General features: G+C 66.1%; 12 protein-coding genes. 1 reads left to right on the forward strand and 11 read right to left on the reverse strand.

All coding sequences use genetic code 11. The features are described 5' to 3' along the window. Positions 1-5: 5 nt before the first annotated feature. From KCTC_RS03050 to KCTC_RS03065, 4 genes are all read right to left on the reverse strand, one after another. The gene (locus KCTC_RS03050) at positions 6-1,790 is read right to left on the reverse strand and encodes an ABC transporter substrate-binding protein (RefSeq protein ID WP_164512449.1); all 1,785 of its coding nucleotides are present in this window, start codon (positions 1,788-1,790) and stop codon (positions 6-8) included. 286 nt (positions 1,791-2,076) lie between these two features. Further along, complete coding sequence (gene aspS / locus KCTC_RS03055; RefSeq protein WP_231998808.1) at positions 2,077-3,867, reverse strand: aspartate--tRNA ligase; 1,791 nt, start codon at positions 3,865-3,867, stop codon at positions 2,077-2,079. Next, positions 3,864-5,222 (reverse strand): histidine--tRNA ligase, encoded by a 1,359-nt coding sequence (hisS, locus tag KCTC_RS03060; protein WP_125566648.1) that lies wholly within the window; start codon positions 5,220-5,222, stop codon positions 3,864-3,866. Before hisS ends, aspS begins: the two co-directional genes overlap by 4 nt. Next, positions 5,222-5,893 carry an MBL fold metallo-hydrolase gene (locus KCTC_RS03065; RefSeq protein ID WP_125566650.1) on the reverse strand — a complete coding sequence of 224 codons (672 nt, stop codon included), beginning with the start codon at positions 5,891-5,893 and terminating at the stop codon, positions 5,222-5,224. Before KCTC_RS03065 ends, hisS begins: the two co-directional genes overlap by 1 nt. A gap of 99 nt (positions 5,894-5,992) precedes the next feature. Here KCTC_RS03065 and KCTC_RS03070 point away from each other — a divergent pair, with 99 nt between their 5' ends. Beyond that, positions 5,993-7,219, forward strand: coding sequence for a DUF349 domain-containing protein (locus tag KCTC_RS03070; RefSeq protein WP_125566652.1), 1,227 nt, complete (start codon positions 5,993-5,995; stop codon positions 7,217-7,219). 177 nt (positions 7,220-7,396) lie between these two features. On the opposite strand, the gene KCTC_RS03075 is transcribed toward KCTC_RS03070, so the two are convergent. The 7 genes from KCTC_RS03075 to ruvC all read right to left on the reverse strand — a co-directional run bounded on the left by KCTC_RS03075 (position 7,397) and on the right by ruvC (position 15,296). Next, on the reverse strand, positions 7,397-9,607 hold the full coding sequence (locus KCTC_RS03075; protein ID WP_125569979.1) for a RelA/SpoT family protein: 2,211 nt from the start codon (positions 9,605-9,607) through the stop codon (positions 7,397-7,399). A gap of 127 nt (positions 9,608-9,734) precedes the next feature. Further along, positions 9,735-10,976, reverse strand: coding sequence for a protein translocase subunit SecF (gene secF, locus KCTC_RS03080; RefSeq protein WP_125566654.1), 1,242 nt, complete (start codon positions 10,974-10,976; stop codon positions 9,735-9,737). Continuing rightward, on the reverse strand, positions 10,976-12,667 hold the full coding sequence (secD, locus tag KCTC_RS03085) for a protein translocase subunit SecD (protein WP_125566656.1): 1,692 nt from the start codon (positions 12,665-12,667) through the stop codon (positions 10,976-10,978). Before secD ends, secF begins: the two co-directional genes overlap by 1 nt. Continuing rightward, positions 12,667-12,984 carry a preprotein translocase subunit YajC gene (gene yajC / locus KCTC_RS03090; RefSeq protein WP_164512450.1) on the reverse strand — a complete coding sequence of 106 codons (318 nt, stop codon included), beginning with the start codon at positions 12,982-12,984 and terminating at the stop codon, positions 12,667-12,669. The genes secD and yajC overlap by 1 nt, the downstream gene beginning before the upstream one ends. Before the next feature lie 83 nt (positions 12,985-13,067). After that, a complete protein-coding gene (ruvB, locus tag KCTC_RS03095) occupies positions 13,068-14,159 on the reverse strand; it encodes a Holliday junction branch migration DNA helicase RuvB (protein ID WP_125566661.1) in 1,092 nt (363 codons plus the stop codon). 1 nt (position 14,160) lies between these two features. After that, positions 14,161-14,754 (reverse strand): Holliday junction branch migration protein RuvA, encoded by a 594-nt coding sequence (gene ruvA / locus KCTC_RS03100; RefSeq protein ID WP_125566662.1) that lies wholly within the window; start codon positions 14,752-14,754, stop codon positions 14,161-14,163. Beyond that, the gene (gene ruvC, locus KCTC_RS03105; RefSeq protein WP_125566664.1) at positions 14,751-15,296 is read right to left on the reverse strand and encodes a crossover junction endodeoxyribonuclease RuvC; all 546 of its coding nucleotides are present in this window, start codon (positions 15,294-15,296) and stop codon (positions 14,751-14,753) included. Before ruvC ends, ruvA begins: the two co-directional genes overlap by 4 nt. Positions 15,297-15,348 lie beyond the last annotated feature (52 nt).

The raw sequence follows: 15,348 nt of genomic DNA on the forward strand, positions 1-15,348 counted from the left end.
TACTGCTACTTGAGCGCGGCGATCAGGTCGCTGTTCGCCTTGCCGACGTTGTACGCCCAGAGGTCGAACTGCTGCGAGCCGAGGATCTCCGCCGGAAGGATGTGGCTGAGCGGAATGTTCAGTTCCGGACCGCCAAGTACCTTGATCAGTGCATCACGGCTCAGAGCCTCCGACAGTGCCTGGCGAACAGCAGCCTTGGCCATCGCACCACCGTTGTTCGGCGAAGCCGTGTTGAACACCACGTACGGGTTGTTCGACGACGACGGCGTGATGATCAGGTTGGGGTCGTTCGACGCCTTCAGACTCGGAATCGTCGTAGCGGGCGGGAAGGTGTCCCACTCCATGTCGGCGTTGGAACTGCCGGTCTGGAGTTGCTGCTGGATAGCAGCCTGGTCACCGGACTCGTCCACGATCACCTTGGTGAAGTTCTGCTTGCGGATCGGGTCGTCGGCCTGCTTCCACAGTGGGTTCGGCACGAACACGATCGACTTGGTCGGCACATAAGACTGGATGGCGTACGGGCCGTCGGAGATCGTGTGCTGTGCGAGATCGTTGCCACCAGGCAGGTAGTTCAGGTACTCGACCGGTACCGGAGCGCTGATCGCCGAAAGGCCGGCGAGCATCGACACGAAGTATGACGCCGGCTGCGTGAGGTGGTAGACCACCGTCGTCGCGTTGGGCGCCGTCACACCAGACAACTCATTGTTGTTGATCGCCGTCTTGAGCGAGGCGACCGTCGGCGTCTTCCCCGCATCAGTAGCGAACTTGGCGCAGAACGCCGAGTAGCCCTCGATCAGTCCCGAAAAATCGGACTGCCCAGTGAACGGCTGAACCGGGTTACACGACCGCTTGACACCGAGCACGACGTCCTGAGCTGTCACGGCGCGCGCCGGCGACGTGTTCCACATCACGCCGGGGCGCAGGTGGATCGTGATGGTCTTGCCGTCAGCGCTGATACCGCCATTGGCTTGAGTCGGGATCTCAGTGGCGAGGTCCGCCGCTGCCTTTGTGGTCTGGCCCTGGATCGCCGGGTACGTGAACAGCTGCCGGGAATAGAAGCGCATCGCCTCGTAGCCCGTGCTGTAGTACGTCACACTCGGATCCATGTAGTCGACGTCGCCGACGCCGAGCATGTGCAGAGTCGAGGCATCCGCACCCGTCTTCGTGACATTGAGCGGGTCGATCTGCTGAAGAGACGGAATCGCGATGGCGTTTCCGAGGTTCTTCGAGTGGTAGTTAGCCGTCTGCGGGTCCGTGATCGGGTAGATCGCGGCATCCTGCATGACCTGACGGTCTGCCTTCGCCCAGTCGGCTTGCGCAGTCGCCGGGTCAGTGGCCGCCGCAGCATCCTTGATGAGTTGGTTGGTGGTGGCGCTGTTGTAAAGGCCGAAGTTGCTGCCGCCGTTCCACGGGAACGACTGCTCCCCGGAGAACAACGGAAGGAAGAACGAAGCCGCACCGTCGCCATACCAGTCCGGACCCCAACCTGCGATCGCGAGGTCGAACTGCCCAGCCTTGGCGGCCGTTTTGGACTGGAGGTACTTGGTGTAGAAGTCTGCATTCGATGCGGGGAGTCCCTTGACGGTCACACCCGCGTTGGTGAGCTCCTGCTGGATCACCTGGAAGGCCTTGGTGCTGCCAACCGACTTGTTGCGGTACAGGATCGTCACTGTCAGGCCCGTGGACTTGATGTTGGCGGTACTGCCGCCACTGCTGCTGCCGCACGCCGTCAGTGTGATAGCGCTCGCCGTGCTGGCGGCGATGGCGAGGAATTTCCTGCCGAGTTTCACGTCTGCCTCCCTATGCATCTGGGAGCGCCCCACAGTGGGTAACGCCCCGGTGACGTAGGCAACACACTTGCATACGTGAACAGCGACTGAACAGTGTTTGGCGCCGGAAACGCCAACTATTTTGATGTCGAAGGAATCTTGTGTTGCCTGAGTAACGCACACGTTACCCACGGACGCGTTTTGCGCGCACATCGGGCGCTGAACACCTATGCCGTCGGGCCAACCTCAGCGATCCAGGGCACGCCGTCGATGGCGCTCCGCCCCGCGGATCTGACCGTTGTAGCGACTACGAACGTGGTTGCGCGGTCGGCGCCTCCGGGGTCGCGTCGACCCCGGCTTCCTTGCGCTGCTGCTCGGTGATCGGAGCCGGGGCCTCGGTCAGTGGGTCGAATCCGCCACCCGACTTCGGGAACGCGATCACGTCGCGGATCGAGTCGGATTTCGTGAGGTGCTGCAGCACCCGATCCATGCCCAGGGCGATGCCGCCGTGCGGCGGTGCGCCGAACTTGAACGCCTCGAGCAGGAAGCCGAACTTCTCGTCGGCCTGCTCCTCACTGATCCCCATCACACCGAAGACGCGTTTCTGGATGTCCTCGCGGTGGATACGGATCGAGCCGCCGCCGAGCTCCGAGCCGTTGCAGACGATGTCGTACGCATAGGCGAGCGCCGAGCCGGGATCGGTGTCGAAGGTGTCCGCGAACTCCGGCTTCGGCCCCGTGAAGGCGTGGTGGACCGCGGTCCACTCCCCTGCTCCGACGGCCACATCGCCACTGGCCACGGCGTCGCCGGCGGGCTCGAACATCGGGGCGTCGACCACCCAGGTGAAGGCGAACGTGTCCGGGTCGAGGAGACCCAGTCGCTTGCCGATCTCCAGGCGAGCGGCACCCAGGAGCGCACGACTCGGCTTGGCGGCGCCGGCGGCGAAGAACGCACAGTCCCCGGCCTTGGCGCCGAGGAAGTCGGCCAGACCGGCCTGCTCGGTCTCGGACAGGTTCTTGGCGACCGGGCCGCCCAGCGTGCCGTCCTCGTTGAAGAGCACGTACGCCAGGCCGCGGGCACCGCGCTGCTTGGCCCAGTCCTGCCACGCGTCCAGAGTCTTCCGGGGCTGGCTCGCGCCGCCCGGGTAGAGGACGGCTCCGACGTACTCGCTCTGGAAGACCCGGAACGGCGTCTCCTTGAAGTACGCGGCGCACTCGACGAGTTCCATGCCGAACCGCAGATCCGGCTTGTCCGAGCCGTACTTGGTCATCGCATCGGCGTACGTGATCCGCGGGAGCGGCGTGACGACCTCGACACCGATCGTCTGCCACATCGCGGTGACGACGTCCTCCATCATCTCGATGACGTCCTCCTGATCCACGAAGCTCATCTCGATGTCGAGCTGGGTGAACTCCGGCTGGCGATCGGCGCGGAAGTCCTCGTCGCGGTAGCAACGAGCGATCTGGAAGTACTTCTCCACGCCGCCGACCATCAGTAGTTGCTTGAACAGCTGCGGGCTCTGCGGCAGTGCGTACCAACTGCCGGGGTGCAAGCGTGCGGGTACGAGGAAGTCGCGGGCACCCTCGGGCGTCGAGCGCGTCAGCGTCGGCGTCTCCACCTCGACGAAGTCGCGGGCAGCGAGGGTGTCGCGGATCGCCTTGTAGACCTGCGAGCGCAGGCGAAGGGCAGCTGCAGGACCGCTCCGGCGCAGGTCGAGGTACCGGTGCTTCAGACGGGCCTCCTCGCCGGGCTCGTCGTCGAGCTGGAACGGCAGCGGCGCGCTGGCGTTGAGGATCTCGAGGTCGGTGACGACGATCTCGATCTCACCGGTGGCAAGGTTCGGGTTGACGTTGCCCTCGGTTCGCGCGACGACCTCGCCGGTCACCTTGATGCAGTACTCGCTGCGCAGGCTGTGGGCGACGTCCTCGTCACGGAAGACGAGTTGGACCACGCCGCTGGCTTCACGCAGGTCGATGAACGCGACACCGCCGTGATCGCGACGACGCGCGACCCATCCGGCGAGGGTGACGGTCTGGCCGACATTCGCGGCGCGCAGCGCGCCGGCACTGTGCGTCCTGAGGGAGTGGGTGCGGATCACTTCTGGTCCTTGCTGATTGGGAGTGCGTCGTTCTGGGTGATGGTCGGACGGAGGTCGGCAGCGGCCGGGACCCACGTCGCAGGGTCGATCGGGACCTGCTCCCCCGACCGGATGTCCTTGATCTCGGGGCCGTTCTCGTTCAGGAACAGCACGTACGGGATGCCGCGCTTGTCGGCGTACGCGATCTGCTTGCCGAACTTGTCGGCCTTCGGTGCGACCTCGGTCGGAGTGCCGTTGGTCCGCAGCTGTTGCGCAACCGCCTCGGCCTCCGCACGCCCGTCATCGCTGGTGAGCGCGACAAGGACGGCACTCGGCACGCTGCGCGAGGCGCGTACGACTCCTTGCTGGAGCAAGGGCACCAGCGCCCTGCTGACCCCGAAGGAGATCCCCACGCCTGGATAGGTCGTACGGCCGTCGCTGGCCAGCGAGTCGTACCGGCCACCCGAGCAGATCGAGCCGAGCGACTCGAAGCCGTCGAGGCGGGTCTCGAACACGGTGCCGGTGTAGTAGTCGAGTCCGCGTGCGATCGAGAGGTCGGCGACGACGCGGACACGGTCGTCGGTGATCGAGGCGCAGCCGTCGACGACGGCGGCGAGTTCGGCCAACCCTTCATCGAGCAGATCGTGCGTCACGCCGAGGGCACGTACGGCCTCGACGAAGCTGGTGTCGCCGCTGCAGATCTGGGCGAGTGCGAGCGTCTGGTCGGCCTGGTCCGCGCTCAGACCCGCGTCGCTCTGCAGCAGCGAGGCGAGCTTCTCGGCAGGCAGCTTGTCGAGCTTGTCGACGAGCTGCATGACCTTCATCGGGTCACTCGCACCGAGGCCGAGGTAGAAGCCCTGGATCAGTTTGCGGTTGTTGACCTGGATCCTGAAGCCCGGAAGGAACTCGAGACGACCGAGCGCCTCGGCCATCACCCGGGCAACCTCGACGTCATGGTGGAAGCCGAGCGTGTCCCGGCCGACCACATCGATGTCGGCCTGGGTGAACTCGCGGAACCGACCGGCCTGGGGGCGCTCACCTCGCCAGACCTTCTGGATCTGGTAGCGACGGAACGGGAAGTCGAGCTTGCCGCTGTTCTCCAGGACGAACCGTGCGAACGGCACAGTCAGATCGAAGTGGAGGCCCATGCCCGCGTCTCCGTCGCCGGTGTCCTGCAGCCGTTTGAGGACGTACACCTCCTTGGAGGTCTCCCCCTTGGCCAGCAACTGGTCCATCGGCTCGACCGCCCGGGTCTCGAGGTTGGCGAATCCGTGGAGCTCGAAGGTCCGGGCAAGGGTCGCGACGACCTCCTGCTCGACGAAGCGTTCGGCGGGCAGGAACTCCGGGAAGCCGCTCAGCGGCGTGGGCTTGGCCATCAGATCAGATCCTGCAGATAGGGGTTGTACGCGCGTTCGCGACCGATCGACGTCTGCTCACCGTGTCCGGGCAGCACGACGACGTCATCGGCCAGCGGCAGGATCTTGTCGCGCAGGCTCCGCAGCATGGTCGCATGGTCGCCACCGGGCAGGTCCGTCCGACCGATCGATCCGGCGAAGAGGAAGTCTCCGCTGAACATCACCTGGCTGATCTCGTTCTGGTCGAACGGCGTACGGAACGTGATCGAGCCGTTCGTGTGGCCGGGCGTGTGGTCGACGATGAAGTCCAACCCCGCCAGCTGCAGTTCGGCGCCGTCGCCGATCTCCACGACGTTGTCCGGTTCGGCGTAGGAGTAGCCGCGTCCGAGCAACTGCACGATGTCCGGGCCGTGCGCGGGTGTCGGATCGATCAGCAGCCCCCGGTCGAGCGGGTGGATGTACGCAGTCGCGTCGTACGTCCCGGCGACCGGCGTGACAGAGAAGGTGTGATCGGCGTGACCGTGGGTCACCAGGATCGCAACCGGCTTGAGCTTGTGCTCTCGCACGATCTCAGCGATGCCATCGCCCGCACCCATGCCCGGGTCGACCACGACGCACTCACTCCCGGCCTCAGTCGCCACGATGTAGCAGTTCGTCCCGAAGGGACCAGCGGGGAATCCGGCGACCAACACCGGGTCAGCCTAGGCCAGCGCTTGCGCCCGGAGCACATTGATACTCGGTGTTCACCAGCCCCAACCACGGCGCCAACAGCCAGCCCGTACGATGCAACGGTGACTGACCAGCAGTGGGGCCGAGTCGATTCCGATGGCACTGTCTACGTCCGTACGAGCGACGGCGAGCGCGCCGTGGGTTCGTACCCGGCGGGTACGCCTGAGGAGGCTCTGGCCTTCTTCTCCAACCGTTTCGACCAGCTCGCCTTCGAGGTTGAGCAGACCGAGCGCCGCGTACACGCCGGCAAGGCCAGCCCTGACGAGTGCAGTGACGCGGTCAAGACCGTACGCGCGAAGGTGGGCGAGGCCAACGCTGTCGGCGACCTGGCCGCCCTCACCGCTCGTCTGGATGCGTTGACCCCGGCCATTGCCGCGCAGCGCGAGGCTCGCAAGGCCGAGAAGGCTGCCAAGCTCGAGGAATCGCGCGGCGAGAAGGAGAAGTTGGTCTCCGAGGCCGAGACGTTGGCGGAGTCCAGCGACTGGCGCAATGGCGCCAACCGTCTGCGCGAACTGCTCGACCTGTGGAAGGCCCTTCCGCGACTGGAGCGTGCTGCGGATGACGCCCTGTGGCACCGGTTCTCCGCAGCCCGGACGACCTACACGCGTCGCCGGAAGTCTCACTTCGGCGAGGTGAGCGTCGCCCGTGACGCCGCGAAGGCTGTCAAGGAACGACTGGTCGCCGAGGCCGAGAAGCTGTCCGAGTCGACGGACTGGGGCGTGACGGCTGGTCGCTACCGCGACCTCATGCTCGATTGGAAGGCCGCCGGGTCTGCCGCGAAGGACATCGACGACAAGCTCTGGGCCCGCTTCCGGGCGGCTCAGGACGTCTTCTTCGGTGCTCGCGACTCCGCGAACAAGGCGCTCGACGACGAGTTCGCCGGCAACGCGGAGATCAAGGAAGGCATCCTCAAGGAAGCTGAAGCGCTCCTCCCGATCACGGACTTCGCTGCGGCCAAGGCGGCCTATCGCACTCTGGCGGAACGCTGGGAGGCGGCCGGCAAGGTCCCGCGGGATCGCATCCGCGACCTCGAGGCCCGCATCCGCAAGGTTGAGCAGGCCATCAAGTCCCACGAGGACGAGCAGTGGCGGCGTACCGACCCCGAGAAGACCGCGCGAGCCAACGACATGGTGGTCAAGCTCGAGGAAGCCATCGCGAAGGTCGAGTCCGACCTCGAGAAGGCTCGTGCCGCTGGCGATGACCGTGCGGTGAAGTCACTCGAGGAGAACCTGGCTTCGCGTCAGATGTTCCTCGACGCGGCCAAGCGCGCCTCCGCCGACTTCAGCTGACCGCCGAGACCCGGCATCCGTCAGGTCGAGACCCGACGGATGTCAGGCCGAGAACTGAGTTTGGCGCTCATCGACCGGAATTCAAGGATTTCGCCCTCAACGACCGCAGCATCCGGAGTGCGGATCTCGCGACGACGGATGCCCCATCTCGGCCTGACCGATGTCGGGTCTCGGCGCTCAGGCGGTGATGCGGTACGCGTCAAACACGCCCGGCACATGGCGTACGGCGTTGAGCACCGTGTTCAGGTGCTTCGCATCAGCCATCTCGAAGGTGAACTTCGACTTGGCGACGCGGTCGCGGGAGGTCGTCAGCGAGGCCGAGAGGATGTTCACGTGCGCATCCGAGATCGCCATCGTGATGTCCGACAGTAGGCGGGCACGGTCCAGCGCCTCGACCTGGATGTTGACCAGGAAGCTGGAGTTGCCGGTCGGAGCCCATTCGACGTCGACCAACCTCTCAGGCTGAGCCTTGAGCTCGGCAGCGTTGGTGCAGTCGGTGCGATGCACCGAGACTCCCCCGCCCTTGGTGACGAAGCCGAGGATCTCGTCCGGCGGCACCGGGGTGCAGCACTTGGCGAGCTTGACCCAGATCTCCGGTGACCCGGCGACGACGACACCAGCGTCACCACCGAGCACGGGAGAGCGTCGCGGACGGTGGACCGGCTCCGCGCGTACGACCTCCTGGTCCTCGAGGCCGTGCTCGTGCTCGACCCGATGCACGACGGCCTGGGCGCCGATGTTGCCCTCGCCGACGGCGGCATAGAGCGCGGAGACGTCGGCCAGGTTGAAGTGTGCGGCCACAGTCGACAGCGACTCATGCGACATCAGTCGCTTGAGGGAGTGCCCGTCCTTGCGGATGAGCTTCGCGATCTGCTCCTGGCCCTTCTCGATCGCCTCTTCGCGGCGCTCCTTGGTGAACCACTGCCGGATCTTCGACCGAGCCCGCTGCGACTTCACGAACATCAGCCAGTCCTGCGAGGGCCCGGCCGTCGGCGCGCGGGAGGTGAGCACCTCGACCGAGTCACCACTCTTGAGCGAGGACTCGAGCGGTACCAGCCGGCCATTGACGCGGGCGCCGACCGTCCGGTGGCCGACCTCGGTGTGCACGGCGTACGCGAAGTCGACCGGGGTGGCATCGGCCGGCAGTGCGATCACGTCGCCCTTCGGCGTGAAGACGTACACCTCACTGCGATTCATCTCGAAGCGCAGTGAGTCGAGGAACTCACCCGGGTCCTGCACCTCGGACTGCCAGTCCATGAGCTGCTTGACCCAGCCCATGTCGGCATCGGAGCGACGCTCGGTGTCGACGGCGTTGCGGCCGTTCTCCTTGTACTTCCAGTGGGCCGCGACACCGTATTCAGCGCGGCGGTGCATGGAGAACGTACGGATCTGCATCTCGACGGCTTTGCCGGCCGGACCGATCACCGTCGTGTGCAGCGACTGGTACAGGTTGAACTTCGGGATCGCGACATAGTCCTTGAAGCGACCCAGGACCGGGCTCCAGCGGGAGTGGAGCACGCCGAGGACCGAGTAACAGTCCCGGTCATTGTCGACGAGGATCCGGATCCCGACCAGGTCGTAGATGTCGGTGAACTCTTTCCCGCCGACGACCATCTTCTGATAGATCGAGTAGTAGTGCTTCGGTCGGCCGGTGACCGTGGCCTTGATCTTGGCGTCCGTCAGATCGCCCTCGACCTGCTTGATCACGTCAGCGAGGAACTGGTCGCGCGAGGGGGCCCGATCAGCGACCAGGCGGACGATCTCGTCGTAGATCTTGGGGTGCAACGTCGCAAAGGCGAGGTCCTCGAGCTCCCACTTGATCGTGTTCATGCCGAGGCGGTGAGCCAGCGGCGCGTAGATGTCGAGGGTCTCCCGGGCGGATCGTTCCTGGGACTTCTGCGGGACGTACCGCAGTGTCCGCATGTTGTGCAGCCGGTCGGCCAGTTTGATGACGAGCACGCGGATGTCCTTCGACATCGCGACAACCATCTTGCGGATGGTCTCGGCCTGCGCGTTCTCGCCGTAGTGGACCTTGTCGAGCTTGGTGACACCGTCGACCAGCGCTGCGACCTCGCCGCCGAAGTCGACGGTCAGTTCCTCCAGCGTGTACGGCGTGTCCTCCACCGTGTCGTGCAGCAAGGCAGCGACCAGGGTCGCCTCGGTCATGCCCAGCTCGGCGAGGATCACGGTCACCGCGAGCGGGTGGGTGATGTACGGATCGCCGCTCTTGCGCAGCTGCCCCTCGTGGAACCGCTCGGCGGTCAGGTATGCGCGCTCCAGGAGCGCAAGATCAGCCTTCGGGTGGTTCGTACGCACCGCACGGAAGAGCGGCTCGAGGACCGGGTTGCCACCGCTGGTGCGCCCCACGCGCGCCAGGCGCGTCCGCATGCTCCGTGCCGAGGACGCGTCGCGAGCGATCACACCCCGCTCCCGCGGGGGCGCGGGTGACCGTTCGGCGTCCTCCATGCAGGGAGTCTAGTGGTGCGTGTGTGACGTCCCGCGTGCGCGGGTCGTACTACTTGCGCTTGGACCGGGACGTGCGGTTGGGCTGCGGTCGACCGGCGGCGCCGGAGTCCCGTACGGGCGACTTGCTCTCAGGCGTCGTGCGTCCGCTCAGGTCGCCGGTCGGGCGATAGCCCGGGGTGTGCCCCTGCGTCGGGATCGGGTCGCCCTCGTCACCGATCATGTCGGCGTCCAGCGGCTCCTCGATCGCCATGTCCTCGGTGAAGACCGGCACCGCGGCGTACTTGTCGTCCTTCTTGGCCCTCGCGTTGGCACGACGCGCAGCCTCCTTGACGAGCTTCTCCCCGGACTTGATGTGCACCAGGAACGGGGTGGCGATGAAGATCGAGGAGTACGTACCGGCGGCCATACCAACGAACAGCGCCAGCGAGATGTCCTTGAGCGAGCTCGCACCCAGGAGCAGCGTCGACGTCACGAGAATGGCCGCGACCGGCAGCAAGGCGACCAGGGAGGTGTTGATCGAGCGGACCAGAGTCTGGTTCAGCGCGAGGTTCGCGGCACCCGCGTACGACTGCCTGCTGGCGCGCAGGTTCTTCGTGTTCTCACGCACCTTGTCGAAGACGACGACGGTGTCGTAGAGCGAGAAGCCGAGGATGGTCAGGAAGCCGGTGACAGTCGCGGGCGTGACCTCGAAGCCGGACAGCGCGTACACGCCGACGGTGATCACGACGTCGTGGGCAAGTGCCAACAGCGCCGCTGCAGACATCTTCCACTCGCGGAAGTAGGCCCAGATGAACAGCGCCACCAGCACCAGGAAGACGCCGAGACCCCATTCCATCTTGTGCAGGACCTGGGTGCCCCAGCTCTTGCCGACGGTGCTGGAACTGATCTGGTTGGCGTCGACTCCGGCGTCGGCGGCAAGGATGCTCTGCACCTTCAGATCATCGGCGCTGCCGCTGGGGATGGTCCGGGTCTCGACGAGGATCGAGGCCTTGTTGCTCACCGGGTTGTACGCGGTCGTGACCGTCGGGGTCGCAGCGGCAGCGATGCCCGATCCGTTGAGATCGTTGCGGATCTTATCGACCACGCTCTGCGAGGAGGTCGCCACCTGGACGGTGTAGGAGTTGCCGCCCTTGAACTCGATGCCGAGGTTCAGCCCACGTACGGTCAGGCCGAGGACTGCCGCCACCAGAATGACGCCGGACGCGGCGTACCAGAGCCACTTGCGACCGACGAAGTCGATCGACCTCTGCCCCGTGTAGAGCTGGTTGCCGATCCGTGAGAACGCGCCCATCAGGCCTTACCTCCGACAGTGATGGCGTCAACGCCGAGGGTACGTGCGTCCAGTCCGGAGAGCCGGTGACCACGATTGAAAAACCGGCGCAGCGACAGGAGCTTGACCAGCGGGTGCGTGAAGTAGAAGAACACCACCAGGTCGATGACCGTCGAGAGCCCGAGCATGAAGGCGAAGCCCTTCACGTCGTTGGACGCGAAGAAGTAGAGCGTCAGAGCCGCCAACAGGGAGACCGAGTCGGCTGCCAGACACGTACGCCGTGCCCGGACCCAGGCGGCATCGACCGCGACACGCATCGACTTGCCGTCACGCATCTCATCTCGGATGCGCTCGAAGTACACGATGAAGGAGTCGGCGGTGATGCCGACCGCGACGATCAGACCGGCGATGCCGGGCAGGTCGAGGGTGACGCCCGCGCCCTTGGAGAGCAGCGCCACCAGGGAGTACGTCGCGGCACCGGCGAACATCAGGGAACCGATGACCACCAGCCCGAGTCCGCGGTAGTACACGAGCGAGAAGATCATCACCAGGAGCAGACCGATCGCGCCGGCCCACAGTCCTGCGGAGAGTTGGCTCCCGGCCAACTCAGGTCCGATGACCTGGACTTCCTGGACGTCAAACTTGACGGGGAGCTGCCCGAACTTGAGGTTGTTGGAGAGCGACTTCGCCTGGTCGAGCGTGAAGTTGCCGGTGATCTGGGCATTGCCGCCGCCGATGCGCTGGCTCGCGGTCGGCGCCGAAACGACCTGCCCGTCGACGGTGATGGCGAACTGGCCGCCGGTGCCAGCGATGTACGCGGTGGTGTCCGCGAAGACCTTGCTGCCGGCGTCCTTGAGGCTCAGGTCGACCTCGTAGGAGGCCGAGTTCGCCGACTGCCCGTACGAGGCGCTGGAGAGCTCGGTGCCCTCGATGATCGCCGGGGTCAGGAGGTACTTGCGCAGACCCTGCTGCGCGGCCGGGATCGGGTTGCCGTTCGCGTCCTTGGCATTGGGGTCCGGCTGGTCGCACGTGACGAGCGGCTTTCCCGGGACGTCGTTGACCGGCGTGCCGCAGATGTAGCTCTCGTACGCCGTTGCCGCTGCCTGCTCGTCCAGGCCGGCGCCCGTGAAGTACTTCTTGGCGTCGGCGAGGCTCATCACGTCGCTGGGAGTGGCGCTCGGCGCCGCGGTGGCCGTCGGCGTCGTCGAGGCCGTCGGCTTGATGGAGGCGGACGGGGTCGGCTTGGCCGTGGTCGAAGGACTCGCGAACGGTGCCCTCTTCGCGAGCGGACCGACCGCGGACCTGGCGAGGCCCTGGCAGATGGTGTCGCTGCCGGTGGAACACACGACCAGACGGAAGCGCAATTGGCTCGGCGCCGAGATCGCCTTCACGATGTTTTCGGACGCCTGTCCCTTGCCGGGAATGGCCACGTCGATGCCGCTACCGCCGTCGGTCGTCACCTTGGCACCCGACACGCCGGAGCCGTTGGCGCGCTGATCGATGATGTCGCGGGCCAGCGCGAACGAGTCGGAGGTGAGGGTCTGTCCGCCCTGTTGGGTCGACGCCTTGAGCCGGACCATCTGGCCGCCCTGCAGATCGAGACCCAACTGCGGCTTCCACGCGTTGTTGACGCCGATGAGTACGTACGCGAGCGCCAGGATCGCGCCGAAGATGAAGAGCGTCCGCGACGGACGCATGGTCTGGCTCGCCATCAGTCGGTCTCCACAGCCTCGTCAGTCGGCGCAGCGGCGTCGTCAGCCTCGTCGGACTTCTCCGGGGTCACGTTCGCGATGGCCACGCGCGTGACATGGATGACGACGCCCGGCGCGATCTCGACGCCGATCTTGGCGGAGTCCTCGTCGACCGATGCGACGCGACCGAAAATGCCCGAGGTCAGCATGACCTCCGCGCCGACCGAGGCCGTCGCCTGGTCCCGACGCATCTCCTTGTTCCGCTTGGAGGCGGGTCGGATGAAGACCGCCCACAGAATGACGAAGAAGACTGCGTAGACAGCCAGCGTGACGTTCACAAGGACCAACCTCAAAAGGTGCGCAACAGATGAAGATCAGCGCGCCATACAGGTCGACGCTGACCGAGGTGTGAGTCTAGCCGTCAGCTGAAGTCGAGAGTGTCATCCGCGGACCCGTCCACCAGATAAGCACCGACACCTGCCGGCGGGGTCAGGCCGAGATGGCGCCAGGCAGCGGGAGTCGCGACCCGTCCGCGGGGCGTACGCGCCAGGAAACCGTTGCGGACCAGGAACGGTTCCGCCACCTCCTCGACGGTTTCCCGCTCCTCGCCGACGGCGACCGCGAGCGTCGAGATCCCGACCGGACCTCCCCCGAATCGACGCACCAGGGCATCGAGTACGCCTCGGTCCAGGCGGTCGAGACCGAGGGGATCGACTTCGTACAGATCCAATGCCTGCGAGGCGATCTCGTGCGTCACCACTCCGTCGGCTCGCACCTGCGAGAAGTCCCGTACGCGCCGCAGGAGCCGGTTCGCGATACGAGGCGTCCCGCGCGAGCGGGAGGCGATCTCGGCTGCTCCCCCGTCGGTGAAGGCGACATCGAGCAGACCTGCCGAGCGACGAACGATCAGTTCCAGTTCATCGGCCTCATAGAACTCCAGGTGCGCGGTGAAGCCGAAGCGGTCACGCAGCGGCCCCGGCAGCAGGCCTGCCCGCGTGGTGGCCCCGACGAGGGTGAACGGTGGCAACTCCAGCGGGATGCTGGTCGCGCCCGGCCCCTTCCCGATCACCACATCGACCCGGAAGTCCTCCATCGCCAGGTAGAGCATCTCCTCGGCCGGACGTGACATCCGGTGGATCTCGTCGACGAAGAGGACATCGCCCTCGTTGAGACCCGAGAGGATCGAGGCCAGATCACCCGCATGGGTGATCGCCGGGCCGCTGGTGATCCGCAGCGGAGCGCCCATCTCGGCAGAGATGATCATCGCCAGCGTGGTCTTGCCGAGACCGGGAGGACCACTGAGCAGGACATGGTCGGACGTACGCCCACGCTGCCGTGCCGCTTCCAGCACCAGACCCAGCTGCTCACGTACGCGCGTCTGCCCGATGACCTCGTCCAGGGTGCGCGGCCGCAGCGCAGCCTCCACAGCCCGATCGTCGGCGCCTGCATCGGCCGCCGTCACGTGCTCCTTGAGGTGCGCCGTCTCCGCGGCAAGAAGGTCGTCCTCGTGCATGTCAGGCCCTGCTCAGACTCTGCAGAGCGGCGCGCAGCAGCAGTCCGACGTTGGCGGCATCGCCGGCCTGGTCGGCCACCGCGTCCACCGCACGCTCGGCGTCCTTGACGTTGTATCCGAGCCCGACGATCGCCTGGGTGACCTGGTCACGCCACGTGGGCGTTGCCGACACGGCTGCGATCCGCGCGGCGACCGGCGCACCGATCCGGTCCTTGAGTTCGAGGATCAGACGCTGAGCGCCCTTCTGACCGATGCCCGGAACCCTGGTCAGCGACTTCACGTCGTCACCTGCGATGGCCACACGGATGCCATCCGGTGACAGCACCGCCAGCAACGCCTGAGCCAGCTTCGGACCAACGCCGCTGGCCGTCTGCACGAGTTCGAAGACCTGCTTCTCGTCGTCGTCGGCGAAACCGAAGAGCGTCAGGCTGTCCTCGCGTACGACCAGGCTGCTCGCCAACGTCACGGACTCACCCAGACGCAGTCCGGCGAGCGTGTTCGGCGTCGCCATCAGTTCCAGACCGATGCCGCCGACGTCCACGACGGCGCTCGACAGCGTCACGCCCGCGACCGTGCCTCTCACGTACGCGATCACCGGGTCCCCCTACCTGCTGCCGCAACCGCGGCGGCGTACTTGTTCTGAGCTTCCGTGATCCGCTCGTGCGCGCCGCCCCGCCAGATGTGTGTGATCGCGAGAGCGAGCGCATCAGCGGCGTCAGCCGGCTTCGGCGGCGCATCCAACCGCAGGATGCGGGTCACCATGGCCGTGACCTGCGCCTTGTCAGCACGGCCGTTGCCGCTGACGGCGGCCTTGACCTCGGACGGCGTGTGCAGCGCCACCGGTATGCCTCGGCGAGCAGCAACGACCATTGCCAGTCCACTCGCCTGGGCGGTCCCCATGATCGTGGAGACGTCGGATCGGGCGAAGATCCGTTCGATGGACACCGCATCGGGACGGTGTTCCTCGATCCAGGCGTCGAGTGCCTTCTCGATGGTGACCAGCCGCTCCCAGACCGGCAGCGTGGACGTCGTCCGCACCACGTTCACGTCGATGAGCCGAAGCGGCCGGCCCACACTTCCTTCGACGACGCCGACACCGCATCGGGTCAGACCCGGGTCGATTCCCAGTACGCGCATGTCACCGCCTTTCGAACGTCTGTTCGTAAAACGTAATTGACGCCGGCACCCC

This window comes from Nocardioides baekrokdamisoli (assembly GCF_003945325.1).
Classification (GTDB): domain Bacteria; phylum Actinomycetota; class Actinomycetes; order Propionibacteriales; family Nocardioidaceae; genus Nocardioides; species Nocardioides baekrokdamisoli.

Excerpts from the sequence above, each read along its gene's own strand:
- ruvC (WP_125566664.1), bottom strand. The coding sequence starts at position 15,296 with ATGCGCGTACTGGGAATCGACCCGGGTCTGACCCGATGCGGTGTCGGC.
- KCTC_RS03075 (WP_125569979.1), bottom strand. The coding sequence starts at position 9,607 with ATGCGGACGCGCCTGGCGCGCGTGGGGCGCACCAGCGGTGGCAACCCG.
- ruvB (WP_125566661.1), bottom strand. The coding sequence starts at position 14,159 with ATGCACGAGGACGACCTTCTTGCCGCGGAGACGGCGCACCTCAAGGAG.
- secF (WP_125566654.1), bottom strand. The coding sequence starts at position 10,976 with ATGGGCGCGTTCTCACGGATCGGCAACCAGCTCTACACGGGGCAGAGG.
- secD (WP_125566656.1), bottom strand. The coding sequence starts at position 12,667 with ATGGCGAGCCAGACCATGCGTCCGTCGCGGACGCTCTTCATCTTCGGC.
- hisS (WP_125566648.1), bottom strand. The coding sequence starts at position 5,222 with ATGGCCAAGCCCACGCCGCTGAGCGGCTTCCCGGAGTTCCTGCCCGCC.